Raw genomic sequence first — 24,689 nt, 5'->3', positions numbered from 1 at the left:
GGTCCAGGGGAGAATTCGTCGATACGGTATTTGGAGATGGCCGGCGGCTTCAGCCCGCTCCTTTGGGATTTAGCGGCGCGCCAGGCGTGGAAGCGCCTGCGCCGACGGCTGCGCGCCGGTCCGGCCTGGCGGTGGCGCTATTCCGGCCGCACGCCCGAGCGGCTGCTGATCGCCCCTCCCGACCTGCGCCTCGGCGACCCGGAAATTGCGAAGGAAATTTATCACGGGCGCATTCTGCTCGCCGGATACCTGGTCGAGACGGGCGGACAATCCCCGTTCCACATGGCCGTCCGTAACCAAGCCTGGCTCGAGGAGCTGCACGGCTTCCGCTGGCTGCGCCACCTCCACGCCGCACATACGGAGCTTGCTTCGGCCAATGCCCGCGCGCTTGTCGCCGACTGGATCGCCCTTTACGGCCGGCGCATTGCCGGCCTGCCATGGCAGCCGGCGATCACTGCGCGGCGCATCATCGCCTGGCTGCAGCATTCGGCGGTCGTGCTGCAGGGCGCCGACCTTGTCGGCTATCGCCGATACCTGAAGCTGCTCGCCATCCAGGTCCGCTATCTGCGCGCGGTGGCAGGGGAGATGCCGGATGGCGAGGAGAAGCTGCGCGCCCGCATCGCCCTTGCCTTTGCCGCGCTCTCGCTCCCAACCTCCTCCGCCACATTGCGCACCGCGACGCGCAGTCTCAGCGCCGAGCTCGAGCGGCAGATCCTGCCCGACGGCGGTCATATCTCGCGCAACCCCCGCGCCGTGATGGAGCTCCTTACCGATCTCCTGCCGCTGCGTCATAGCTACGCCAGCCAGGCCGAGCCGCCGCCCGAAGCGTTGGTCAGCGCCGTGGAACGCATGCTGCCGGCGCTGCGCTTCTTCCGCCATCAGGACGGGAGCCTCGCCCGTTTCAACGGCATGGGAATCACCATCCACGACCGGGTCGCCGTCATCCTGCGCCAGGACGACACCGGCGGCGCGCCCCTCTCCCATGCGCCGCATTCGGGCTATGAGCGGCTTTCCATGGGCGGCACCACCATCATTGCCGATACGGCGCCGCCGCCGCCGCTGGAGCTCTCCAATATGGCCCACGCGGGCTGCCTCTCCTTCGAGCTTTCCTCCGGCAGGCACCAATTCGTCGTCAATTGTGGGGTCGACAGCTTTGGGGCGGAGGCTTTTCGGCCGCTCGCACGCGCGACGGCGGCGCATTCCACGGCGACGGTCAACGACACGTCGCAAGCACGTTTTGCGCTGCCGGCAGGCTGGGGCGAATGGGTCGGCACACCGTTGGTGGGCGGCCCCCGCAAGGTGGAATGCCGGCGCGTCGATTCCGCAGGCGTCCAGGCTTTCGTGGCCAGGCACGACGGCTATGTCTCGCGGTTCGGCATCGTGCATGAACGCGAGCTGGCGCTGATGCAGGAAGGCACGATCGTGCGCGGGCTCGACCGCTTTCTGGCACCGGGCGGAGCGCCGCCGGAGCGCTCAGTGGCGATCGCCGTGCGCTTCCACATCCATCCCGACATAGAGCTCTATCGCGACGAACACGGCCTGTTGATCCTTGCTGGAGATGCCACGGACACCTGGGTCTTCTCCTGCAGCGATGTGGAGCCGGTGGTGGAGGAGTCCATCTTCTTCGCGGCCATAGCCGGCCCCTGCCGCAGCCGCCAGATCGTGCTGCACTTCAATGCTGCGGAACGGCATGAAGTGCGGTGGCAACTCGCCCGCACCCACAGCATCCTCACGCGAAGCTAGGGCCGGTCAGCGATTGGGCCGTGCTGCGGGTTGATTTGGTGTGGTCCTGTGCTAGGCCAGCAGCCTGCCTGGAGGTTTGCCATGACCGTTTCCGCCAAAAACATTCCAGCGCCGGATCTCGTGCCTGTGCGGCGGGCGCTCATCTCGGTTTCCGACAAGACGGGCATCCTCGACTTCGCGCGCGCCCTTGCAGGACACGGGGTCGAGCTGGTTTCGACCGGGGGCACGGCCGCCGCCCTCGCGCAGGGTGGCCTTTCCGTGCGCGACGTGTCCGAGCTGACCGGCTTCCCCGAGATCATGGACGGGCGCGTAAAGACGCTCCACCCGTCCGTCCATGGCGGGCTGCTCGGCATCCGCAACGATGCGGAGCATCGCGCGGCCATGGAACACCACGGTATCGAGCCGATCGATCTCGTGGTGATCAACCTCTATCCCTTCGAAGAGGTCCGCTTTGGCGGCGCGGATTACGCCGCAACGATCGAGAACATCGACATCGGCGGGCCGGCTATGCTGCGCGCTGCCGCCAAGAACCACGCCTATGTGGCGGTCGTTACTGATACGGGCGACTACGCGCGGGTGCTCGCGGCGATCGATGCGCATGGAGGAGCGCTGCCCTACCGCACGCGCCAGGAGCTTGCAGCGAAGGCTTATGCGAGGACTGCCGCCTATGACGCCGCGATCTCACAATGGTTTGCTGAGACGCTGCCGGTTTCTGAGCCGGAGTGGCGCGCCTTCGGCGGCAGGCTGGCGCAGGTGATGCGTTACGGCGAGAATCCGCACCAGCAGGCGGGGTTCTACGTGACCGGCGAGAGGCGGCCGGGCGTGGCGACGGCCCGGCAGCTACAGGGCAAGCAGCTTTCCTACAACAACATCAACGATACGGACGCCGCTTTCGAGCTGGTGTCCGAATTCGACCCAAAGAAGAGTGCCGCGGTGGCCATCATCAAGCACGCCAATCCCTGCGGCGTGGCGGTGGGCGCTTCCCTCGCCGAGGCCTACCGCAAGGCGCTCGCCTGCGATCCTGTCTCCGCCTTCGGCGGGATCGTGGCGCTCAACCGCACCCTCGATGCAGAGGCTGCCGAGGAGATCGCAAAGATCTTCACCGAGGTGATCATCGCGCCTGATGCGACCAAGGAGGCGCAGGCGGTCATCGCGGCGAAGAAGAATCTGCGCCTGCTTGTGACGGGCGGCGTCGCCGATCCGCGTCAGCCCGGACTGTCCGCCAAGACCGTCTCCGGCGCGCTGCTCGTGCAGACGCGGGACAATGGCGTGGTGGATGACCTGGAGCTCAAGATCGTCACCAAGCGGGCACCGAGCGAAGATGAAATGGCGGACCTAAAATTTGCCTTCCGGGTCGCCAAGCACGTCAAATCCAACGCAATCGTTTACGCCAGGAATCTCGCCACCGTCGGTATCGGAGCAGGACAGATGAGCCGAGTGGATTCGGCGCGCATCGCCGCCCGAAAGGCGCAGGACGCAGCGGAGGCGACCGGCATCGGGGAGCCGCTCACGAAAGGCTCGGTGGTGGCGTCGGATGCGTTCTTTCCCTTCGCCGACGGGCTCCTCTCCGCGGTGGAAGCCGGCGCCACGGCAGTCATCCAGCCCGGTGGCTCCATGCGCGACGACGAGGTGATCAAGGCCGCCGACGAGCACGGCATCGCCATGGTCTTCACCGGTATGCGGCATTTTCGGCACTAGCTGGGGCGCTCGGGCTGAGCAGAGTTGCGGACCATGGGTAGGAGCGCCAGCCCGATCAGAAACAGCGCCAGAATGGGCGCGACGCCCAGTCTCTGCGCGTTTTCCGGCGAGAATGCCGCGCCGGTGAAATAGGCGGTCGCGGCGGCAACGGCTAGCGGGCCGATAAAAGTCGTCGCCTTTCCCGACAGCGCGTAGAGGCCGAAAGCCTCCGTCACCTGCCCGCGGGGTACCTGGTCGACCAGCAGTGTGCGCGAAGCCGCCTGGATCGATCCGCCTGCCGCGCCGATCAGCGCCCCGGCGGCGAAGAAGACCATGTCCGGGAGCGAGACGGCGCCACCGACCGGCATGAAGAAGACCTCTGTGCGGGTGGTCGAGATCACCAGAAAGCAGCAGAAGGCCAGGATCAGGATAGAACCGCTCACGACGGACTTGGGTCCCCGGGCCTGATCCATGCGCCCGCCGATCCAGGCGCCCAGCGCGCCGGTAACATTGGCGATGATGCCGAAGATGCCGATTTGCACGATAGACCAGCCGAGCACGCCGGCGGCATAGATGCCGCCGAAGGCGTAAAGCGCATTGAGTGCATCGCGATAGAACATGGATGAGAGAAGGAAACCGAAATAGCTGCGCTCGGAGGGCAGGCGGCGAAGCGTCGATCCGAGCTGACGCAGACCCTGCCGCACGGCGCCGGCAACGCGCCGGCGCGGCCGGTCCGGTGTGAACAGGAACAGCGGCAGCACGAACACGATATACCATAGCGCGGCGAGAGGGCCGGAAGCGCGGTCGCCCTCATGAGCGCCAGGATCAAGGCCTAAGATCGGCTCCATGCCGATCAGGGTCCGGCCGGTCTCGGGCGATGCGGCCATGAAGCCCAGCACGAGCACCAGCGAGATGAGCCCGCCGACATAGCCAAGCCCCCAGGCGGAGCCGGAGAGCCGGCCGAGCTCGGAGCGTGGGACGAGATCGGGCATCATGGCGTTGTTGAAGACCGCAGCGAATTCCATGCCGAACACCGCCAGGGCGATGGCGAGCAGCACCGGTGCGAGATTGTCCATGCCCGGCGCCGCGAACCAGAGCGCCGCACAGGCAAGCACGCCCACTATGGAGAAGGCGAGGATCCATGGCTTTCGCGCGCCGGATGCATCGGCGATCGCGCCCAGAACCGGCGAGGACAGCGCGATCAGGAGGCCGCCTATCCCTGTCGCTAGTCCCCAAAGCTCCTGCCCGCGCGCCGCGTCGGGAGCGACGGTCGAGGCGAAATAGGGCGCAAAGACGAAGGTGATCACCAGCGTGTGAAAGGGCTGCTGCGCCCAGTCGAAGAGCATCCATGCCCAGACGCCGCGACGGCCAGCAGCAGCGCGTACCCCTCCGCCACTCATTTCCTGAGGGCCGCTCAAGCGCTGAGATCTGCCATTAGCCCGGCGGCGACCGTGAGACGGGAGACGGTGAGTTCGCCGCTTTCGGTCAGCGACTGGAGCCTCTCGCGAACGCGCGCCACGCGCTCGCCGCCCGCCTCCATCCACCGCGTGGCAGGATCGCTCGCCTCGGGATAGCTCGACAGGGCGGCGACGGCAATGCCCCGCCGGCTGGCGTCGATCGTGTCCATGGCACGGGCGAGCGCCAGCCCGTCATAATAGTCGGACGGGGTAAGCAAGCCGGCCGCATCCTCGATACGGCTGAGCCGGAAGGCTTCGCTCACGGCGAAGAAGGCGCTGGCCGCCCTTGCAATGCCTGTCTCGGCGAGATCGGCGGCGAGCGCGATGTCGGGCACCAGGGTGAGGACATCGAGCGAGGCAAGCCGCTCGGCGAGCGGGGCGGGCACGCCCGCCGCGGTGAACTTCGCGGCCGTGGCGGCCATGGCTTCGGCATGGCCATGCGGCAGGAGCGACTTCAGCACCGGCTGGAGTTCCTCCCGGGCCCGAACAAGATGACCGACACGCTCGCCCACCGCGCCCTGGCCCGTCCCGTTCTTGAGCTGCCAGGCTGTGGCGGAACGTATGAGCGCCGTGACACGGCCGTAGAGTGCAAGCTGCACCTGGCCGTCGATCCTGTTGTCCAGCTGATCGATGGCCGAAAAGGTCGAGCGCAGGTCGAAGCCGTCGCGCACAACTGCATAAGCCTCGACGATTTCACGGGCGGGCCTGCCCGTTATGTCCTGCAGCCGGGTCACGAAGGTCGGGCCGCCCCTGTCGATGACGTCGTTGGCAAGCTCCGTGGCGATGATCTCGCGGCGCAGCCGGTGGCCGCGGATCTCGGCCACGTATTTCTCCCGCATCCGCCCCGGGAAATAGGAGATGAGATCGGCCTCAAAATAGGGCTCGTCTGCAAGCCGGCTTTGCACCAGGTCGCGAAACAGCACGAGCTTTGCGTATGCGAGCAACACGCCGATCTCGGCCCGGGTAAGACCTTCCCCGCGGCTCTGGCGCTCGGCGATCGCTTCGGGACCGGGCAGGAACTCCACGGCCCGGTCGAGATGACCCTCGCTTTCGAACAGGCTCATCATGCGGGCCTGATGCGGAAGTTCGGACACGCCGCCCTTTTCGACCAGCGAGATTGCGAGCGTCTGAAGATAGTTGTTGTCGAGCACCAGTTCGGCCACCTGGTCCGTCATCGAGGCAAGCAGCTCGTTGCGCACCGGCCGCGTCAGCGAGCCGGTGCGCATGGCGGCGGCCAGCGCGATCTTGATGTTCACCTCAAGGTCGGACGAGTTGACGCCGCCTGAATTGTCGATGGCGTCAGAGTTGCAGCGTCCGCCCTTCAGGTTGAACTCGATGCGCGCGCGCTGGGTCATGCCCAGATTGGCGCCCTCGCCGATCACCTTCGCCCTTAGCTCCGCCGCCGTGACCCGGATCGGGTCATTGGCGCGGTCGCCAGCCTCCTGGTCGGATTCCTGGGTGGCGCGCACATAGGTGCCGATACCGCCGAACCAGAGCAGATCGGCCTGCGCCTTCAGGATGGCGCGCATGATGTCCGCCGGCGACCCGGTGAGGGTGGCCATGCCGATGGCCGCCGCCGCTTCCCGCGTGAGCGTTATCTGCTTCTGCGATCGGGAGACGATCATGCCCCCCTTGGAAAGCTTGGACTTGTCGTAGTCTTGCCAGCTGGACCGCGGCAGCTCGAAGAGGCGCCTGCGCTCAGCAAGCGAGACGGCCGGATCCGGATCGGGGTCGATGAAGATGTCGCGGTGGTCGAAGGCCGCTACCAGCCTGATGCAGGGCGAAAGCAGCATGCCGTTGCCGAAGACGTCGCCCGACATGTCGCCGACGCCGACCACGGTGAAGGGCTCGCTCTGGATGTCCCGGTTCATCTCCCGGAAATGGCGCTTCACTGCCTCCCATGCTCCGCGCGCGGTGATGCCCATCTTCTTGTGGTCATAGCCGGCCGAGCCGCCCGAGGCGAAGGCGTCGTCGAGCCAGAAACCATGCGCCTGGCTGATCTCGTTCGCTGTGTCGGAGAAGGTGGCCGTACCCTTGTCGGCGGCAACGACGAAATAGGGGTCGTCCCCGTCGCGGCGCAGAACGCCCGGCGGCGGAACGACCTCGTCGCCCCGAAGATTGTCGGTGAGCGAGAGCAAGGTGGACACGAAGTTGATATAGGCTCGGCGCCCGGCCTCGAATATTTGCTGGCGGTCGGCCCCGAACGGCAGCCGGCGCGGATAGAAGCCTCCCTTTGCGCCGACAGGCACGATGACGCTGTTCTTCACCTGCTGCGCCTTGACCAGGCCGAGCACCTCGGTGCGGTAGTCCTGAGCCCGGTCGGACCAGCGCAGCCCGCCGCGCGCAACAGGCCCGAAGCGGAGATGAACGCCTTCCACCTCCGGGCCGTAGACGAAAATCTCGCGCCAGGGGCGTGGCTGCGGCAGCCCCTCCACGCTGCGCGAATCGAGCTTGAACGCCAGCGAGCGGCGGCCGGCCTCGGCGAAGAAATTCGTGCGCAGGGTCGATCGGATGAGGTTGAGGAAGCGCCGGATGATGGTGTCATCGTCGAGATTTGGAACCGCTTCCAGCGCGGCGAGGATCTCCTCCTCGATCTTTTTCGCCTCCGCTTCGCCGTGCGGCGCCCGTTCGGGGTCGAACATGGCGGTGAACAGCCCGAAGAGGCTTCTTGCGATCCCCGGATACCGGTTGAGCGTCTCGGCGATGAAGCCCTGGCTCTGCGGAATGCCGGCCTGGTGCAGATAGCGGCTATAGGCCCGCAGGACGCCGATCTCCGCCGCGCGCAGCCGCGCCCGCTGGGCAAGCGCGTTCAGCCCGTCATTGTCCTCCTCTCCGCGCCAGACTGCGAGGAAGACTTCTTCGAAGAGCGAACCATTGTCGGAAAGTCCGATCGGTTCGCCGAAGGCGTTTTCAAGCTCCATGTCGTGCAGGAAGAACTGCTCTTCGCCCGGCGCGCCGATCTCGAAGGTGCGTTCGCTGATGACGCGGAAGCCCATATTCTCCAGCAGAGGCACGCGACGGCTAAGGGCGACTGGCGCGCCGAAGTGGTAGATCTTCAGCGCTGCCTGATCTTCCCGCTGTTCCAGGTGGCGATAAAAATCGATCGCGATGGGGCTTTCAGGCGAGAGGCCGGCAAGGCGGCCGGCGTCGGCAAGGGCCGTTCCGGGTTCGAAGCTGTTGCGATAGCCCTCTGGAAAGCGCGCTGCGATGGCAGCGGCGCTCGGTGCGGCGCCTTCGTCCTCCACAGCTTCGCGCAGCGAGTCGTCCCAGGTGCGGACGATGCCGCGGACGGTAGCTTCCAGTTCCTCCGCCGCGATGCGCGGTGTCTTGCCGCCCGAGCGCCCAATAATGAAATGGACGCGAGCCAGCGAGCCTTCCGGGAAAGCAGGATAGAAGGCGGAAAGCCGGCCGTCGAAGACGGTCCTGAGATAGTCGCCGATCCGCTCGCGCACGCGCGAATCGTAGCGGTCGCGAGGGACGAAGACGAGGACCGACACGAACCGGTCGAACTGGTCGATACGGTAGAGGACGCGGACGCGCGGCCGCTCGCCCAGGGCAAGGATCGCCTCCGCATGCTTGCGCAGCCGCGGAATGCTGATCTGGAAAAGCTCGTCGCGCGGGAAGGATTCGAGCACATTGATCAGCGCCTTGCCCGAATGGTCCGTCGGCGAGAAGCCGGAGCGCGCGATCACCGCCTGCGCCTTCGAGCGCAAATGGGGGATCTTCAGGACAGAGCTGGTATAGGCGGTGGAGGCGAAGAGCCCCACGATGCGCAGCTCGCCCGTAAGCCGTCCCTGTTGGTCGAAGGTTTTGACGCCGATGTAATCGAGATAGGCGCGGCGGTGGACCACAGACTTTGCATTCGCCTTGGTCACGATCAGCGGGTCCGGCCCGTGCAGGAATGCGCGGATCTCCGGCGTGGTAGTTGCCGGCTCTCCGCCGCGGCGGAGCACGCGCACATCGGGGTCGGCAAGAATGCCCAGCCCAGTCTTTTCAGACCGCTCCAGCGTGCCGCTCTCCTCGCCTCCCACATAGGTGAACTCGCGCATACCGAGGAAGATGAAGTTGTCGTCGCGCAGCCATTCGAGGAAGGCGATCGCCTCTTGCATCTCGTCCGGGTCGAGCGGCACCGGCGCGGCCCGGAGCGAGGAAATCTCTTCTTGAAGGCGCGCCAGCATGGGCTTCCAGTCCCTCACCGCGGCGCGCACCTGGCCAAGGGTTCTTGTCAGCTGCTCCCTCAACGCCTCGCATTGCTCCGCCGAAAGGCGCGGCAGATGCACATGGATGAGGCTCACCTTATCCCCCTCCCGGGAGGATTTCGGACCGGCAGCACCCAGGATCTCGCTGACGCCGTGGGAGTGATGCCGGACGGAAAACACCGGATGCACGACAAGGCTCGGCTCTGGCGCCGATTGGGTGATCTCCCCCATCACCGAATCGAACAGGAAGGGCATGTTGTCGTTGACGACCGTAACGGCCGTGATGGGGCGGCCGGCGCGCTCGATGCCGGAATCGGCTTCTATGACGATGACGCTCTCGCCGCGCCGGTGCTTCTTGAGCGCGGCAAGGGCCAGTTCGGCCGCGCGGTCGAGGGCCGCCGGCTCGTAGGTCGCGAGATCCTCCTCCGGGGTCCGCGAGACCAGGAGTTCCCGCAACTGGCCGATATCGCTTCCGGCCTGGCCCGGGCTCCACGTGGCACTGGCCTTGACGCTCATCGGTCCCCTCCCACCAAATGCGCTCTGGTCATTGTGTATCTCCGCCGAAGGCGGCTCCGCTCTTCCCCCGGAAAGGTGTAACAATCATGACAAGCCGTATCACCGCCCTCGATATTCCTCCAGCCGAACCCCTCACCCCGGAAACGGAGGCCTATTTCGCAAAGTGCCGGGAAAAGCTCGGCCTCGTTCCCAACGTGCTTCTCGCCTATGCGTTCGAGGAAAGGAAGCTGCGCGCCTTCTCGGAAATGTACAACGACCTGATGCTGGGCGATTCCGGATTGACGAAGCTTGAACGCGAGATGATCGCCGTCGCCGTCTCCAGCATCAACCACTGCTATTATTGCCTCACGGCCCACGGCGCGGCTGTGCGCCAGCTTTCGGGCGACCCGGCCCTGGGCGAGATGATGGTGATGAACTACCGCGCGGCCCCCCTCTCGCCGAGACACCAAGCCATGCTGGATTTCGCCGCCAAGCTGACCGAGGCGCCTGCGAAGATCGAGGAGGCGGACAGGGAGGCGCTGCGCAAAGCCGGATTTTCCGACCGCGATATCTGGGACATCGCCTCCGTCGCGCCTTCTTCAACATGTCGAACCGCGTGGCTTCCGCCGTGGATATGCGCCCCAATGACGAATACCACGCCATGGCCCGGTGATCACCGCCTGACGATGATGCGCGTTTGGCGGGACAGAAGAGGCAGGAGCCGCGCCATGGTCCCCGGCGCCACGGCTATGCAACCTTCCGTCGGCTCAAATCCGGGGCGGGCTACATGCAGGAAGATGGCGCTGCCGCCGCCGCGCTTGCGCGGCAGGAAATTCCAATCCAGCACCACGCAGACGTCGTAGAGCCGGTCATCGCGCAGCATCTTCTCATGGCTTGCCGCGAAAGGCAGGCGTACGAGGCGGTTGTAGCTGGGGCTTTGGGGTGCGTCGCACCAGCCGAAATCCTGCCGGATGACGGCGGCGGGAAGGCGCGCTGGGCCGATGCCGGAGGGGCGCCGGTCGCGCCTGAAGAGAATTCTGATCGGCCGCATTGAGGCGAGGGGCGTGGCCCCGTCGCCTTCGCGCTTGAACGCCGAAATGCCCGAGCGCCCCAATGCGCACCGGAAGGTGCAGGAGCCAACCGCCAGTATGCCCTGCGACGGGCTGTTGGGGCGCCGCCGGACAGAAATGGCGTGTCCTTTTCGGCCCAATTTTTCCGGAAGAATGCTTTGCCGCCTTTTCCGGGCTATACTCGCACTGTCTGGAAGGGAATCGCGGGAGGGTTTCATCTTCATCTTATTGCGCAAAGTGGGACATTCTGCCAAGCGGGCTGCCCGTGTATGTTGAAGCTGGACGGATAGATTGACATGACGCCGCGCACCATCCTGATTGTCGATGACGACGACGACCTGCGCGCCACTTTGGTCGAGCAGCTGGCGCTTTATGACGAGTTCGACCTCCTTCACGAGGCCACGGCGACCAAGGGCATCCAGGCCGCCCGCAGCTCGACCGTGGATCTCACCATCATGGATGTCGGCCTTCCCGACATGGACGGACGCGAGGCTGTGAAGCTGTTGCGCAAGGGCGGGTATCGCGCGCCCATCATCATGCTCACAGCCCAGGACACCGATTCCGATACCATCCTCGGCCTGGAAGCAGGCGCCAACGACTATGTAACCAAGCCGTTCCGCTTCGCCGTGCTTCTGGCGCGCATCCGCGCCCAGCTGCGCCAGCACGAGCAGAGTGAGGATGCGAAGTTTACCGTCGGCCCCTACACCTTCCTCCCGAGCCAGAAACTCCTGACAGACCCGCGCGGCAGCAAGATCCGCCTGACGGAGAAGGAGGCGGCGATCATCAAATATCTCTACCGGGCCGAGCAGAAGGTGGTGACGCGCGACGTGCTGCTGGAGGAAGTGTGGGGCTACAATTCCGGCGTGACCACGCACACGCTGGAGACGCATGTCTATCGCCTCAGGCAAAAGATCGAGCGCGATCCTTCCAAAGCCGAAATTCTTGTGACAGAAAGCGGCGGGTACAAGCTCGTTCCTTGAGGCGGCCGGGCGGGAGCATAACAATAACGGGGTCGACCCCGGGGACGAGACCGCCATGGCGCTGGACGATGACATACGCGTTTTGTCCGGCGTGAGACTCTTCGAGGGCTTCACGCGCGAGCAGTTACGCCTCCTGGCCTTCGGAGCCGAGACCATCTCGCTCAGCGCGGGGCGGAAGCTTTACTCGGAAGGGGCGCCGGCGGACTGCGCCTTCGTGGTGGCCTCGGGCGAGGTCGCTCTGTTTCACCAGGGGAAGGAGGGCCGCGAGCTTATCTCCGTCCATGGCCCAGGCGCCATTCTCGGCGAACTGGCGCTGATCGCGGATACGGAGCGGCTCACAAGCGCCGTCGCGCAGACGGATGTTACGGTGATCCGGCTGAGCCGCTCGATGTTCCGCCGCATCCTGGAGGAATTCCCGGAAACGGCGATCAATCTGCGCAACCGCATCGCTGCCGATCTGCAGGCCCTGCTCGCCCGCATCACCGCCGTCGCGGCGAAGCTTGCCAAATGAGGCCCGCCCAAACAGAAAAGACCGGCCCAAAGGCCGGTCTTTTCATCGCGTTGCCTGAGAACTAGAAGTTCAGGATTCCTTGGGCTCGAGCACCTGGCGGCCGCGATACATGCCCGTCTTCAGGTCGATGTGGTGCGGGCGGCGCAGCTCGCCGGAATTCTTGTCTTCCACATAGGTGGGTGCCTTCAGCGCGTCAGCCGAGCGGCGCATGCCGCGCTTCGACGGCGAGGTTTTTCTTTTAGGAACAGCCATCTTACTCTCCGGTGTCGGTCGAGGGCGCGCGGTTTTGCAAACAGCCCGCAACCGCCTCTGATCTCGCAATTCGGGCCCGCCTATACACGGGAAAGTCATGCTTGGCCAGTGGGGCGCGGCGATTTTTCGCGCCGATCAGCGCCGTCAATCCGCCCCTTCGGCGCGGATGTCGTAGCGGTCGACCAGCTCCGGGTCCATCAGCTTGGCATGCAGCATCAAAAGGATGAGCTCGGCATCCTGCCCGCCGCCCGCCTCGAGCGCCGCCTCCATACGCGCCAGCGCAGCCGTAAGACGCGCCTCTCCGTTCACCTCGCCGAACCCGCCGGCCCCAAGAGCGCAGAGGGCCATCAATTCGCCCACGGGCGGATAGGCTTCGGCAGGCGGCTCGGGCACGTCCCTGTTCATCAATGTCACCGCGGCAAGCTTCGCGCCCTCAGGCACTGCGCCGGGGTTGAGCCCTGCCTGCCTCAGCGCCTCGTCAAGGAGGCGCATATCCTCCGAGCGGCCGAAAATCCCGAAGAACCCGATGGAGGCGCCGCGCTTCACCATTGAGTGACCCCTGCGCTCACCCGAGACAGCCGACATAGCCGCCGGCCCGCCGCGCGCGCGCCTCGATCACCGAGGCGATGCGGCGGAGCCCCGCCGAGGGCCGGGCAGGATTGCGCTCATAGGGATTGGGCAAGGTGACCGCAAGCAGCGCGGCCTGCCGGCGCGACAGGTCGCGCGCCGATTGCCCGAAATAGTGCCGTGCGGCGGCCTCGGCGCCGTAGATGCCGGGGCCCCATTCGGCGATGTTGAGATAGATCTCCATGATGCGCCTCTTCGGCATCACGATATCCAGATACACCGCGAGCGGCGCCTCCAGCGCCTTGCGTATGAAGGAGCGGCCCGGCCACAGGAAAAGGTTCTTCACCGTCTGCATGGGGATGGTGGATGCGCCGCGCGTCCTCTCGCCGGAGAGCGCCTCATCGATGACCGCCTTGAGCTCGCCGAAGTCGATGCCTGGATGGGAGCAGAACTGCCCGTCCTCCGACATCATCACCGCATGCACCACATTGTCCCCCATCGCCTCGAGGGGCACCCAGCGGCGCTCATACCCGCGCAGGGTCGCCAGATCGCCCAGCATCAAGGTGGAGACGGGATGCACGAAGGAGGGAATGTAAAGAAGCGTCAGAACCAGCGGAAGGAGAACGACAACCGCGGCGATGCGCATGAGCCCGCGCAGGAGGCGTCCGGCCGGGCGGAACCGTTTCCCTGTGCGTGCCCTTCGGGGCCGCCCTTCCGATTCCACCGCCGGTGCCTCCACACCCTTCTCCTAAATTCTCCTTCGGCATACCGGCAGGCAGTCCAGCTGGCAACCGCAAAGACCCGGAGACGCGTCCTTGACCTTGGGCGCGAATGCCGCCATCGCTCCGCCCATGGAAGAAGCGACCATGCCTGCTTTCGAAGAGCTGCTCGCCCTGACGGCGGGAGCGGTGGAGGATATGCTGCGCCGTCTCCTCGACGAGCGGTTTCGCGAAGGCGAAATCCTGCGCCCGGCGCATCTGCTTGCGGCCATGCGGCACGGCGTGCTCAACGGCGGCAAGAGGCTGCGGCCGTTTCTCCTCCTGGAGAGCGCGGCGCTGTTCGAGGCGCCGGGAGCCGCCGCCATGCGCGTGGCGGCGGCGCTCGAATGCGTCCACTGCTATTCGCTCATCCATGACGATCTGCCGGCGATGGACGACGATGACCTGCGCCGGGGCCAGCCGACGGTACATCGCGCCTTCGACGAGGCGACGGCTATCCTGGCGGGCGATGCCCTGCTCACCTACGCCTTCGACATCATCGCCGACGGGGAGACCGAGCTCCCTGCGCCGGTGCGATCGGAGCTGGTGCTGCGGCTGGCCCGCGCGGCCGGTCTTGGCGGCATGGTCGGCGGCCAGGCGTTGGACCTCCGCGCGGAAAAGGAGCCGCCGGACGAGGCGGGCATCGTCCAGCTACAGGCCATGAAGACCGGCGCTCTCATCCGCTTCGCCTGCGAGGCCGGTGCCATTGTCGGCGGAGCCAGCGCGCCGGACCGCGAGCGCCTGTCCTCCTTCGGGGCCGCGATCGGCCTTGCCTTCCAGCTGGCGGACGATCTTCTCGACCTGACCGCCACCCCGGAAACGGTGGGGAAGGCGACGGGCAAGGACAGGGCGGCAGGCAAGGCGACCCTCGCCGCCTTGCATGGCGAGGCATGGGCGCGCCGGCAGCTGAAAGGTCTGGTCTCCCAGGCCGAGGAGCTGCTGGAGCCCTATGGCGAAAAGGCCGCGGTGCTGCGCCAGGCCGCCCGCTTCGTGGCCGAACGGACGCGCTGACGCCGCAGCAGCCGGCCTGCCGGTGAAAATCCTATTGCAGCACGAGCTCGCCCGTCACATTGCGCCATTCGCTCGGCGAGATGAGCTGGCGGTGCGTATAGGTCACCGAATGCAGCGGACCGTCGAGCGTGTCGCGCCAGAACTCGACGAATTTGCGCAGTTCGGGGAATTTCGGGGCTATGTCGTAGTGCTGCCAGATGAAGCTTTGCAGAAGATGCGGGTGGTCTGGAAGATGATACAGAAACTGTGCGGTGGTGAGGCCGTAGCCCTTCAGCATCATTTCGGTTTCGCGGGTGTTCTGCATTGCAGTCCTTTCAAGCCGTTGCCGGTTCAATTTGTCCCGTGACAAGTTGACCGTCCAGTAAAAAAATGCTTCTGCAGCGCGGAAGTTCCTTTGAAACCAACATCTTAGCAGCAAACCTAAACGAGTGCTAACAGCGTCTGGCTGTGTGGCAGGCGCGAGGACGCCTCGCCATTGGTCGGATATTGCCGTTGCGGGCAGAATGGTAATAATGCGCGCAACCGCGAAAGGGCCGCCCACGGGCCCGAAATATCGCGCCTGCCGACATCCATCCGGAGGAGAATAATGTCCGAAGTGCATGTCCACCGCGTCAAGACCGCGTGGAAGAAGAACGCGCTGCTCGATGCCGACACCTACAGGAAATGGTACAGGGACAGCATCAAGGATCCGGAAAAATTCTGGGGCAAGCACGGCAAGCGCATCGACTGGTTCAAGCCCTATACGAAGGTGAAGAACGCCTCCTTCAAGGGCAAGGTGTCGATCAAGTGGTTCGAGGACGGCGTCACCAATGTCGCGCATAACTGCATCGACCGGCATCTGAAGAAGCGCGGCGACCAGGTGGCCATCATCTGGGAAGGCGACAACCCTTATGAGGACCGGAAGATCACCTATCGTGAGCTTTACGGTCACGTCTGCCGGCTCGCCAATGTACTGAAGGCGCGCGGCGTCAGGAAGGGCGACCGCGTCACCATCTACATGCCGATGATCCCGGAAGCGGCCTATGCGATGCTCGCCTGCGCGCGCATCGGCGCCGTCCATTCGGTGGTCTTCGGCGGCTTCTCGCCCGATTCGCTCGCCGGCCGCATCGAGGACGGCAGGTCGGACTTCGTCATCACCGCCGACCAGGGCCTGCGCGGCGGCAAGACGATCCCGCTCAAGGAGAACACCGACAAGGCGATCGCCATCGCCGAGAAGGCGGGCGCCAAGGTACGCCACGTGCTGGTGGTGCGCCGCACCGGCGGCAAGATCGACTGGGTGGAGGGCCGCGATCTCTGGTACCACGACGAGATCAGGACCGCGAAGGCGGACTGCAAGCCGGAGCCGATGAAGGCGGAGGACCCGCTCTTCATCCTCTACACTTCGGGCTCCACGGGCAAGCCCAAGGGTGTGCTGCACACGACCGGTGGCTACCTCGTCTATGTCTCCATGACGCACCAGTATGTCTTCGACTACCATGACGGCGACATCTACTGGTGCACGGCCGATGTGGGCTGGGTGACCGGCCACAGCTACATCGTCTACGGGCCGCTCGCCAACGGCGCAACCACGCTCATGTTCGAGGGGGTGCCCAACTATCCCGATGCCTCCCGCCTCTGGGAGGTGGTCGACAAGCATCAGGTCAACATCTTCTACACGGCCCCGACGGCCATCCGCGCGCTGATGGGCGCGGGCAACGATTTCGTGACGAGGACCTCGCGCAAGTCCCTGCGCGTGATGGGCTCGGTCGGCGAGCCCATCAATCCCGAGGCCTGGGAATGGTACTATAATGTGGTGGGCGAGAAGCGCTGCCCCATCGTCGACACCTGGTGGCAGACCGAGACGGGCGGCATCATGATCACGCCGCTGCCGGGCGCCATCGACCTCAAAGCGGGGTCCGCCACGCTGCCCTTCTTCGGCGTGCAGCCGCAGCTGGTCGACGGCGACGGCAAGCCGATCGAGGGACCGGGCGCCGGCAATCTCTGCATCACCGAATCCTGGCCTGGGCAGATGCGCACCGTCTATGGCGACCACGAGCGCTTCGTTCAGACCTATTTTTCCACCTATAAGGGCAAGTATTTCACCGGGGACGGCTGCCGCAGGGACGAAGACGGCTATTACTGGATCACCGGCCGCGTCGACGACGTGCTGAACGTGTCGGGACACCGGCTCGGCACGGCCGAGGTCGAATCGGCCCTGGTCTCGCACCCGAAAGTGGCCGAGGCCGCGGTGGTGGGATATCCGCACGACATCAAGGGGCAGGGCATCTACTGCTACGTCACGCTGATGGCCGGCGAAAAGGGATCCGAGGAGCTCAAGAAGGAGCTCGTAGAGCATGTGCGCAAGGAGATCGGGCCGATCGCCACGCCGGACAAGCTCCAGTTCGCCCCCGGCCTGCCTAAGACGCGCTCCGGCAAGATCATGCGCCGCATCCTGCGCAAAATCGCCGAGGACGATTTCAAAGCCCTGGGCGACACGTCCACGCTCGCAGATCCGGCGGTGGTCGAGGATCTGGTGGAGAACCGGCAGAACAAGCGGGCATAGGCTGTTTGCAGCTTCAACATCGTGGCTCCTTCTGCGGAGGTCGCCGGCGTCGTAGCTCTCTCTCCGCCCGGCCGGGATGGGTTTGAGGCCGCTCCGCGGCTGTGCACGTGTGGGAAGAAAGAAGGCGCGCGTCATCGCCGCCACGGCCGGCTTTCGCCGTCTGGCCATTGAAGAAGGTGGGAAGCGGGGCGCGTGATCCGTGCCTCTCTGTTAGTTTACGTGGCGCGTCTCACGCGCCCCGCCGGCCGCTGTCCCGACATTGGCCGGTCACTCGGGTCTCTCTTCCGTCCCGGCTGCACCCAATGGAGGGGGTGGTCTTTGCCGGGCCGAAGGAGAAGCCCTAGCGGCTTCTCCGCGGTTTCCGCGATGCTGTCTCTCACCCAGCATCCGTTTTTCCGAAGCGCTGTCTGTCACCCAGCACCCCGGCACCGCCGGCCTGTCGCGGGCCCTCATCATGCCTCCAGGTACCGACCCTGGAGGGGGAGGTTGCCGCCGCTCTCCCGAACACCCGGTGCGCATCCGGTTCCCGCAAGAGCGATGGGGTGATGATAAGGGAGGCCGGAAAGGGGTGGATAAAAAACAGGCGGAAAGGGCAAAAAAAGTGAGTGGGCCATTGTTTTTGCTGGCGAATTTTTTTTGCGGGGGGACAAACCTATCCCCGCCTTTGGAGTGCGCGCCTGGCGGTAGACAGTTCATGCGCAGGCGAGCCTACAGGCGCTAAGCGAAAGCGCGAGGCGCGTCTTAGCGTGACTCACTTTTGAACGTGAAAGGACCGAGTTAGCATCGACACGGCCACAGCAGTTATGTATTAGCGCCGCTCCCCAAGAGACACAGACAACCCCTTCCGAAGGACAGACCATGCGGGCGGTGAGCGGCGGCATTGATTTTGGCACGTCCAATTCTACGGTCGGTTGTGTCGAAAACGGCCGGCCACGGCTCGTCGAGCTGGAGCGCGGAGAGGCCACGATGCCCAGCGCCGTCTTCTTCAATTTCGAGGACGACCGTACCTATTTCGGCCGCAGCGCGATCGCCTGCTATACGGAGAACGTCGAGGGCCGGCTGCTGCGCGCACTCAAGAGCGTGCTGGGATCCTCGCTCATAGAAGAAAAAACACGCATCAAGGCCCATTCGATCGCCTTCTCCGACATCATCGGCTCGTTTCTGCATTATCTGAAGGAGCGCTTGGACACGCATGCCGGCGAGGCCGTGGACAATATCGTGCTTGGCCGTCCGGTGCATTTCGTCGATGACGATCCGGCGGCGGATATGCGGGCGCAGGACGAGCTTGAAAAGGCGGTGCGCAGGCGCGGCTTCCGGAACGTGGAGTTCCAGTTCGAACCGATTGCCGCTGCGCTCGACTATGAGCAGCAGGTCGTGAAGGAAGAGCTGGCGCTGATCATCGATATCGGCGGCGGGACCTCCGATTTCTCCATCGTCCGCGTCTCCCCGGAACGGGCGAAATCAGCCACCCGGAAGGACGATATCCTCTCCAGCCACGGTGTCCATATAGGCGGGACGGATTTCGACCGGCTCGTCAGCATTGCCCATCTCATGCCGGAACTGGGCTACGGATCCCCGACAAAGGACGGCAGGCGGAACCTGCCCGTCGGATACTACAACGATCTCGCCACCTGGCAGCGCATTCATCTGCTCTACACCAACAAGGTCATGAGCGATCTGCGGCAGATCCGCTACGAAGCCGCTCGCCCGGAGCTGGTGGAGCGGATGATCGAGATCGTCGGCAACCGGCAAGGGCACGCAGCGGCGGCCAAAGTGGAACAGGCAAAGATCGCCCTTACCGAAAGGATGGAGAGCGCCATCGAGGTTTCGCTGGGGCGGGAGGAACTGCAGGTGCCGGTCACCCGCGCTCAGCTGGACGAGGCGATCGGGACGACCGTCGAGCGCGTGCGGAGGGCCGTGATGAGCACACTTGCCGATGCAGGCATCGAGCCGGCGCAGATCACAGCGCTGTTCCTGACCGGCGGCTCCTCGGCCATCCCTCTCCTCAAGGAAAGCGTGCTGAGCATGTTCCCCTCGGCGTCCGTGGTGATGGGCGATATGTTCGGCAGTGTCGGGCTCGGCCTCGCCCTGGACGCCTGGCGCAAGTTCGGCGAATGAAGGGGGCATTCTCCAGTCTCCCTTACGGCGGCGGGCGCGCCTGGAAGCCGGCTTGCTCTGGGACAGATTTCTGCCCTCCGGGAAATTTTTACCCTTGCACCACCCGCCTTCACCCTCCACATTGGCGCCAACAGCAACAACTGAAAGGAGGTGATCCAATGTCGAGTGATTTCAATTCCAGCGTGGCCTCGGCGGATTGCCTTTCCCGGGAGCAGCCTCTCGGCTAAAGCGCAGGACGCGCGGTGCGGCGAACGCTCAAGCCGCTGGCCGCGTCAGGAATGGAATACACGGGGCCGTCCCAATGGGGCGGCCCTTTTTCTTTGGGGAAAGCGCTGAGAGGCGCGCCGGCGGGTCTCTTCTTTTCCCGGCTTTGCTCGCTCCTTACAAGGGGGAGGGACCGTATATAAGTCGACCCCCGCTCCGGTCGGCTTCGCCGACCTCTGCCCCCGCTCCGCAAGGCCTGGGCCAGCTCACCAGGCCCGCAGGAGGGGGCCGTCCTTCCCGTAGAATGGATCGGTCTGCGGCCTTGGCACCTTTGCCACCGCCGCGCGCGCGATCTTCTCGCGCAAAGTCGTATACTCCTCCTGCCCCTTCGGATAGGCGCCGATGACCAAAAGGTCCTCGCTCGCCGACAGGTTCCTGTGCCCGGTCCCGGCGGGGAGCACGAGGAGGTCGCCTTCCTGAAGGCTCAGGCGCTGGCCGGACGGGCCGCCGAGCTGCACCTCGACCCGGCCGCGGGCGATGCCCAGGGCTTCATGCGCGTCGGGGTGAAAATGGTGATAGGTGAAGATGCCGTTGCGCCAGATGCCGGCCCAGCCATTGGCGGCGAAACGGTCCTGAAAAATCCTGTCCTTCGCCTCGGCTTGCCTGTCGAGGACCTGCAGGTAGATCAGGACCGGGAAGACGGGGTTGTTCGGGACAAGCTCGTCTTCCTCCAGGAACAGGGTTTTCGGATCGATCACTTCGTGCATGGCCTATCAACGGCCAAAGCGGAGATTGGTTCTCGGCCGGTTACGGGAGCGTACCGCCGTCACGCGTGCCCGTTGCCGCCGCCTTCGCGCAATTCCATACGGCGGTAGAAGTCGGCGAGCTGCTTGCCGCGCTCCGGCTTGAAGGTGCGTCCCGCATCCTCCATCACGGCGATGCGGTCGATGCGGAAGGTGCGGAAATCATCGCGCAGCTCGCACCAGCCCACCAGGGTCCAAACCTTGCCCCAGAACCAGAGGCCGAGCGGGCGCACCTCGCGCTGCGTGACGCGGCCGAGCTCGTCGCGATAGTCGAGCCTGAGCACGCGCCGCTGCTCGACCGCCCGCTCCATGACGTCGATCGCCTGGCGCTCCGCATCGCTGATGCCCCAGCTCGGCGTGTGGATCTCGGTGCGGGAGATGCGCTCGCGCTCCGGCTCCGGCAGGACGGCGCCGATCTTGATCAGCGCCTCCTCGGCCGCCCGCGCCATCGCGGCACCGCCGAAGGCGCGCACCATGCGGGCGCCGGCCACCAGTGCGACGATCTCGTCACGCGTGAACATGAGGGGCGGCAGCTCGAAGCCTTCGCGCATCAGATAGCCGACACCCGCCTCGCCGTCGATCGGCACACCCGTTGACTGCAGGTCGGCGATGTCGCGGTAGATCGTGCGCTCTGAAACCTCCAGCCGCTCCGACAGCATGCGCGCGGTGACGAGACGGCCGCCGCGCAAGTGCTGAACGATCTGGAACAGACGGTCGGCACGCCGCATGGACGCTTCTCCTCAAGCGAACAGCCCGAAGCTGTTGCCGTCGGGGTCGAGACAATACACGAAACGGCCGGCGGGAATAGGGATGATGGGGGAGACGACCTTGCCGCCATTGGCGGTCACGCGCTCCATCGCCGCCTCGAGCGGCGCGGCGACGGCGAGGTGAATCGTGATGCCGGTGCCCTCGGGTGCAGGCTTGCCGGGATAGATGTGGCCGGCAACGGAGTCCTCATCGCGGGCGGCAAAGCGGGCCATCGGATTCGGCCCCTCCATATCGGCAAGCTCGTTCTGCAGCACCGCGCCGTAAAACGTTCTCGCGCGGTTCATGTCGGTGACCGGGATCTCGAACCAGACTGCGGCCTGGGCAGGCAAAAACGGCGACATGCGCGCTCCTCTCGATGATGGGGCGGAAGATGCCACAGCGCTCCTGACAACATTGCGTCAGTAGGGCGAGCGGCGTAGCGGGACGGCTTTCAGTGTCAGAGCCGGCGCCGGCGCGGGCCGGCCGGAGCCCAGCCAATATCGCGCTGCAGCTCCTGCGGCAGATCGTTCATGATACGTTCCGCAAGCTTCCTGCGCCGGCGCTGCTGCAGGCTGCTTGCCCACCGCCCGAGGGTGCGTGCCAGGGAATGGCGGATGGCTGTCATGATTCGTCCTCCAGATTGACCGGAGGATTATCCCACCGCCGTGGTGACAGCGTCTTGTCAGGAGCGCGCCGGGTTTTTCCTTATTCCTGCGAACGCACCGGCACGGTGTAGTTGAGGGGCAGGCGGCCGCCATCGGCATAGATGGTCTGGCCGGTGATGTAGCTGGCATCGTCGGAGGCGAGGAAGGCGGCGATGGAGGCGATCTCCCTCGGATCGCCAATTCGCCCGAGGGGCGTGCGCGAGAGGATGCGGTCGCGCGCGGCCGGATCATTGTTCACGCTTGCCAGCATGTCGGTCATGATCGAGCCCGGCCCGATCGCGTTGACACGGATGCCATAGGGCGCCAGCGAGAGGGCCATGGCCTTGGTGAGCTGGTTCACGCCGCCCTTGGACACCGAATAGGGCACCTGGTTGGCGATGGCGAAGACCGCGTTGACCGAAGACATGTTGATGATTGCGCCCGCCGGCCCGCTATTTTGCACCTTCTCCACCATGTAGCGGGCGACGGCCTGGCCGACGAGGAAGGCGCCCTTGAGGTTCACATTGAGAACGCGGTCGAAATCCTCCTCTTTCAGATCGAGGAAATCCGCCCCGTGCACGATGCCGGCATTGTTGACGAGGATGTCGATGTCGCCCAGCGCGTCGATGGTGGAGGCGACGAGATTGTGCACGTCGAGGCTCTTGCCGATATCCGCCTTCACGAAGCGGGCCTCGCCGAGCTTCTCCAGGTCCCTGATCGCCCTCATGCCCTTCTCGGCGTCGATATCGGCGATCACCACGCGCACGCCCTCGTGCAGATAGCGCTCGGCGATGGCATAGCCGATGCCGCTCGCAGCGCCCGTCACGATCGCCGTCTTGCCGTCCAATGCCATGGTTCTTCCCCGACTGTTGCTCGCGCGGAAACTGGCCCTCCGCTCGGCCAAGGTCAAGTGCCGTCAGCGCCGGCCAAGCGCGGCGGAGATCTCATCGAGGATGGCGGGGTCATCGATGGTGGCGGGCAGGGTCCACGCCTCGCCATCGGCGATCTTCTGCATGGTGGCGCGCAGGATCTTTCCCGACCGGGTCTTCGGCAGGCGCTTCACGGCGACGACGCGCTTGAAGGCGGCGACGGGGCCGATGCGCTCACGGACCATGCCGATGAGCTCCGATTCGATCTCGGCAATGTCGCGCGAGCTGCCCGCACGCAGCACTACGAAGCCGCAGGGCACCTGCCCCTTCACAGCGTCGGCGATGCCGATGACGGCGCATTCGGCCACGTCGGGGTGCTCGGCGACCACCTCCTCCATGGCGCCGGTGGAAAGCCGGTGGCCGGCGACATTGATGATGTCGTCCGTGCGCGACATGATGAAGATGTAGCCGTCCTCGTCGATATAGCCGGCATCGGCCGTCTTGTAGTAGCCGGGGAAGGCGGTCAGATAAGCCTCGCGGAAGCGCTCGTCGGCATTCCAGAGCGTGGGTAGTGAGCCGGGCGGCAGCGGCAGCTTGATCACGACATTGCCGAGCGTGCCGGGAGGAGCGGGCTTTCCGTAGTCGTCGAGCACCTGAACATCAAAGCCCGGCATCGCCACGCCGGGCGAGCCGTATTTCACCGGCAGCATGCCCAGCCCGACGGGATTCTGGCTGATGGGCGCGCCGGTCTCCGTCTGCCACCAGTGGTCGATGACCGGCTTTTCCAGGTGCCTCTCGGCCCATTTGACCGTTTCCGGATCGGCGCGCTCGCCGGCCAGGAACAAGGTGCGGAAGCGCGAGAGGTCGTGCCTGCGGATGAAGGCGCCGTCCGGATCGGCGGTGCGGATTGCGCGGAAGGCAGTCGGCGCGGTGAAGAGGGCGACGACACCGTGTTCGGCGATGACGCGCCAATAGACGCCGGCGTCGGGCGTGCCCACCGGCTTGCCCTCGAAGAGGATGGTCGTGCAGCCGTGCAGCAGCGGCCCGTAGACGATATAGGAGTGGCCGACCACCCAGCCGACATCGGAGGCCGCCCAGAACACCTCGCCCGGCTTGACGCCGAACTCGTTCTGCATGCTCCATTTGAGCATGACCATATGGCCGCCATTGTCGCGCACGATCCCCTTGGGACGCCCGGTCGTGCCGGAGGTGTAGAGGACATAAAGCGGATCCGTCGCCGCAACGGGCACGCAGGGGATCTTTGTGCCGCGCGCGGCGGAGACCGCTTCCGCATAGTCCAGATCGCGCCCGGGGATGAGCTCGCAGACCTGCTGCTCGCGCTGCAGGATGATGCAGCGCGTGGGCTTGGTTTCGGCGAGCTCGATCGCCCGGTCGAGCAGCGGCTTATAGGCGAGGATGCGGCCTGGCTCGATTCCACAGGAAGCGGAGATGACGAGCTTCGGCCGGGCATCGTTGATGCGCGCGGCAAGCTCGGGCGCGGCGAAGCCGCCGAAGACGACAGAATGGACCGCGCCGATGCGGGCGCAGGCGAGCATGGAGAAGACGGCCTCCGGCACCATGGGCATATAGATGATCACGCGGTCGCCCTTGCCGATGCCCTCCTTCTGCAGCACCGCGGCAAGAGCCTCGACCTCGGCCTTCACCTCAGCATAGGTGAAGCTTTGCTTGCGGCCGGTGAGCGGGCTGTCATGGATGAGGGCGAGCTGGCCGCCGCGCCCGCGCTCGATGTGGCGATCGAGCGCATTGTAGCAGGTGTTGCAGAGGCCACCGGGGAACCAGCGGCCATAGACGCCCTGCCGGGGATCAAAAACCCTGTCGAAGGGCTTGAACCAGTCGATCTCCGCGGCTGCTTCCGCCCAGAATGCCTCGGGATCTTCCTTCCAGCGGCGATAGGTCTCGTGATAGCGCGAAGTCATGCAGCCTTCCTCCCTGGCTGTCGTCCACCGCTCCGTTCTATCGAATCGCCGTCGTCCCCGTAAACTGAACTTGCGGCGAAGGCGCGGCTTTGACAGGCCGGCAAA

At 65.3% G+C, this 24,689-nt stretch carries 20 protein-coding genes and 1 pseudogene; 8 read left to right on the top strand and 13 right to left on the bottom strand.

Features of this window, described 5'->3' with window-relative positions:
• Positions 1–36 precede the first annotated feature (36 nt).
• Entirely contained in the window at positions 37–1,743 is a 1,707-nt protein-coding gene (locus tag RIN79_RS00855; protein ID WP_309082701.1) for a heparinase II/III family protein, read from the top strand.
• Between the two features lie 81 nt (positions 1,744–1,824).
• Positions 1,825–3,441: a bifunctional phosphoribosylaminoimidazolecarboxamide formyltransferase/IMP cyclohydrolase gene (gene purH, locus RIN79_RS00850; RefSeq protein ID WP_309082700.1), complete on the top strand. Its 1,617-nt coding sequence runs from the start codon at positions 1,825–1,827 to the stop codon at positions 3,439–3,441.
• Here purH and RIN79_RS00845 read toward each other — a convergent pair.
• Positions 3,438–4,820, bottom strand: a complete 1,383-nt coding sequence (locus RIN79_RS00845; protein ID WP_375165849.1) for an MFS transporter — start codon at positions 4,818–4,820, stop codon at positions 3,438–3,440. The genes purH and RIN79_RS00845 overlap by 4 nt on opposite strands.
• 14 nt (positions 4,821–4,834) lie before the next feature.
• On the bottom strand, positions 4,835–9,592 hold the full coding sequence (locus RIN79_RS00840; protein WP_309082698.1) for an NAD-glutamate dehydrogenase: 4,758 nt from the start codon (positions 9,590–9,592) through the stop codon (positions 4,835–4,837).
• An 86-nt stretch (positions 9,593–9,678) separates the two neighbouring features.
• Here RIN79_RS00840 and RIN79_RS00835 point away from each other — a divergent pair.
• Positions 9,679–10,244: pseudogene (locus tag RIN79_RS00835) on the top strand (peroxidase-related enzyme).
• Here RIN79_RS00835 and RIN79_RS00830 read toward each other — a convergent pair.
• The gene (locus tag RIN79_RS00830; RefSeq protein WP_375165852.1) at positions 10,245–10,859 is read right to left on the bottom strand and encodes a L,D-transpeptidase; all 615 of its coding nucleotides are present in this window, start codon (positions 10,857–10,859) and stop codon (positions 10,245–10,247) included.
• 78 nt (positions 10,860–10,937) lie between these two features.
• On the opposite strand from RIN79_RS00830, the gene RIN79_RS00825 reads away from it, so the two are divergent.
• On the top strand, positions 10,938–11,621 hold the full coding sequence (locus tag RIN79_RS00825) for a response regulator transcription factor (protein ID WP_309082696.1): 684 nt from the start codon (positions 10,938–10,940) through the stop codon (positions 11,619–11,621).
• A 55-nt stretch (positions 11,622–11,676) separates the two neighbouring features.
• Entirely contained in the window at positions 11,677–12,132 is a 456-nt protein-coding gene (locus RIN79_RS00820) for a cyclic nucleotide-binding domain-containing protein (protein ID WP_309082695.1), read from the top strand.
• Positions 12,133–12,201: 69 nt separating this feature from the next.
• On the opposite strand, the gene rpmF is transcribed toward RIN79_RS00820, so the two are convergent.
• The 3 genes from rpmF to mtgA all read right to left on the bottom strand — a co-directional run bounded on the left by rpmF (position 12,202) and on the right by mtgA (position 13,690).
• Entirely contained in the window at positions 12,202–12,384 is a 183-nt protein-coding gene (gene rpmF / locus RIN79_RS00815; protein ID WP_024848972.1) for a 50S ribosomal protein L32, read from the bottom strand.
• A gap of 144 nt (positions 12,385–12,528) precedes the next feature.
• A complete protein-coding gene (locus RIN79_RS00810; protein ID WP_309082694.1) occupies positions 12,529–12,933 on the bottom strand; it encodes a hypothetical protein in 405 nt (134 codons plus the stop codon).
• Positions 12,934–12,949: 16 nt separating this feature from the next.
• On the bottom strand, positions 12,950–13,690 hold the full coding sequence (gene mtgA, locus RIN79_RS00805) for a monofunctional biosynthetic peptidoglycan transglycosylase (RefSeq protein WP_375165848.1): 741 nt from the start codon (positions 13,688–13,690) through the stop codon (positions 12,950–12,952).
• A 112-nt stretch (positions 13,691–13,802) separates the two neighbouring features.
• On the opposite strand from mtgA, the gene RIN79_RS00800 reads away from it, so the two are divergent.
• Positions 13,803–14,720 carry a farnesyl diphosphate synthase gene (locus tag RIN79_RS00800; protein WP_309082828.1) on the top strand — a complete coding sequence of 306 codons (918 nt, stop codon included), beginning with the start codon at positions 13,803–13,805 and terminating at the stop codon, positions 14,718–14,720.
• 31 nt (positions 14,721–14,751) lie between these two features.
• Here the strand turns inward: RIN79_RS00800 and RIN79_RS00795 are convergent, their stop codons facing one another.
• On the bottom strand, positions 14,752–15,024 hold the full coding sequence (locus RIN79_RS00795) for an usg protein (RefSeq protein ID WP_309082693.1): 273 nt from the start codon (positions 15,022–15,024) through the stop codon (positions 14,752–14,754).
• A 282-nt stretch (positions 15,025–15,306) separates the two neighbouring features.
• Here RIN79_RS00795 and acs point away from each other — a divergent pair, with 282 nt between their 5' ends.
• Together acs and RIN79_RS00785 are read left to right on the top strand one after the other, a co-directional pair.
• On the top strand, positions 15,307–17,262 hold the full coding sequence (gene acs / locus RIN79_RS00790) for an acetate--CoA ligase (protein ID WP_309082692.1): 1,956 nt from the start codon (positions 15,307–15,309) through the stop codon (positions 17,260–17,262).
• An 858-nt stretch (positions 17,263–18,120) separates the two neighbouring features.
• Positions 18,121–19,380 (top strand): Hsp70 family protein, encoded by a 1,260-nt coding sequence (locus RIN79_RS00785; RefSeq protein WP_309082691.1) that lies wholly within the window; start codon positions 18,121–18,123, stop codon positions 19,378–19,380.
• Between the two features lie 470 nt (positions 19,381–19,850).
• Here RIN79_RS00785 and RIN79_RS00780 read toward each other — a convergent pair whose 3' ends face one another.
• From RIN79_RS00780 to RIN79_RS00755, 6 genes are all read right to left on the bottom strand, one after another.
• Positions 19,851–20,351, bottom strand: a complete 501-nt coding sequence (locus RIN79_RS00780) for a cupin domain-containing protein (RefSeq protein ID WP_309082690.1) — start codon at positions 20,349–20,351, stop codon at positions 19,851–19,853.
• Positions 20,352–20,410: 59 nt separating this feature from the next.
• Complete coding sequence (locus RIN79_RS00775) at positions 20,411–21,115, bottom strand: YafY family protein (protein ID WP_309082689.1); 705 nt, start codon at positions 21,113–21,115, stop codon at positions 20,411–20,413.
• A 12-nt stretch (positions 21,116–21,127) separates the two neighbouring features.
• Entirely contained in the window at positions 21,128–21,496 is a 369-nt protein-coding gene (locus tag RIN79_RS00770; RefSeq protein WP_309082688.1) for a VOC family protein, read from the bottom strand.
• 95 nt (positions 21,497–21,591) lie between these two features.
• On the bottom strand, positions 21,592–21,759 hold the full coding sequence (locus tag RIN79_RS00765) for a hypothetical protein (RefSeq protein ID WP_309082687.1): 168 nt from the start codon (positions 21,757–21,759) through the stop codon (positions 21,592–21,594).
• Between the two features lie 80 nt (positions 21,760–21,839).
• Positions 21,840–22,631, bottom strand: coding sequence for an SDR family oxidoreductase (locus tag RIN79_RS00760; RefSeq protein ID WP_309082686.1), 792 nt, complete (start codon positions 22,629–22,631; stop codon positions 21,840–21,842).
• Positions 22,632–22,694: 63 nt separating this feature from the next.
• Positions 22,695–24,584, bottom strand: coding sequence for a propionyl-CoA synthetase (locus tag RIN79_RS00755; RefSeq protein ID WP_309082684.1), 1,890 nt, complete (start codon positions 24,582–24,584; stop codon positions 22,695–22,697).
• Between the last annotated feature and the right edge of the window lie 105 nt (positions 24,585–24,689).

The sequence above is a fragment of the Chelativorans sp. genome, from assembly GCF_031180965.1.
In the GTDB taxonomy this organism is placed as follows: domain Bacteria; phylum Pseudomonadota; class Alphaproteobacteria; order Rhizobiales; family Rhizobiaceae; genus Chelativorans.
Note: the sequence above shows the minus strand (reverse complement) of the source record. Positions and strands in the feature narration are given on the sequence as shown.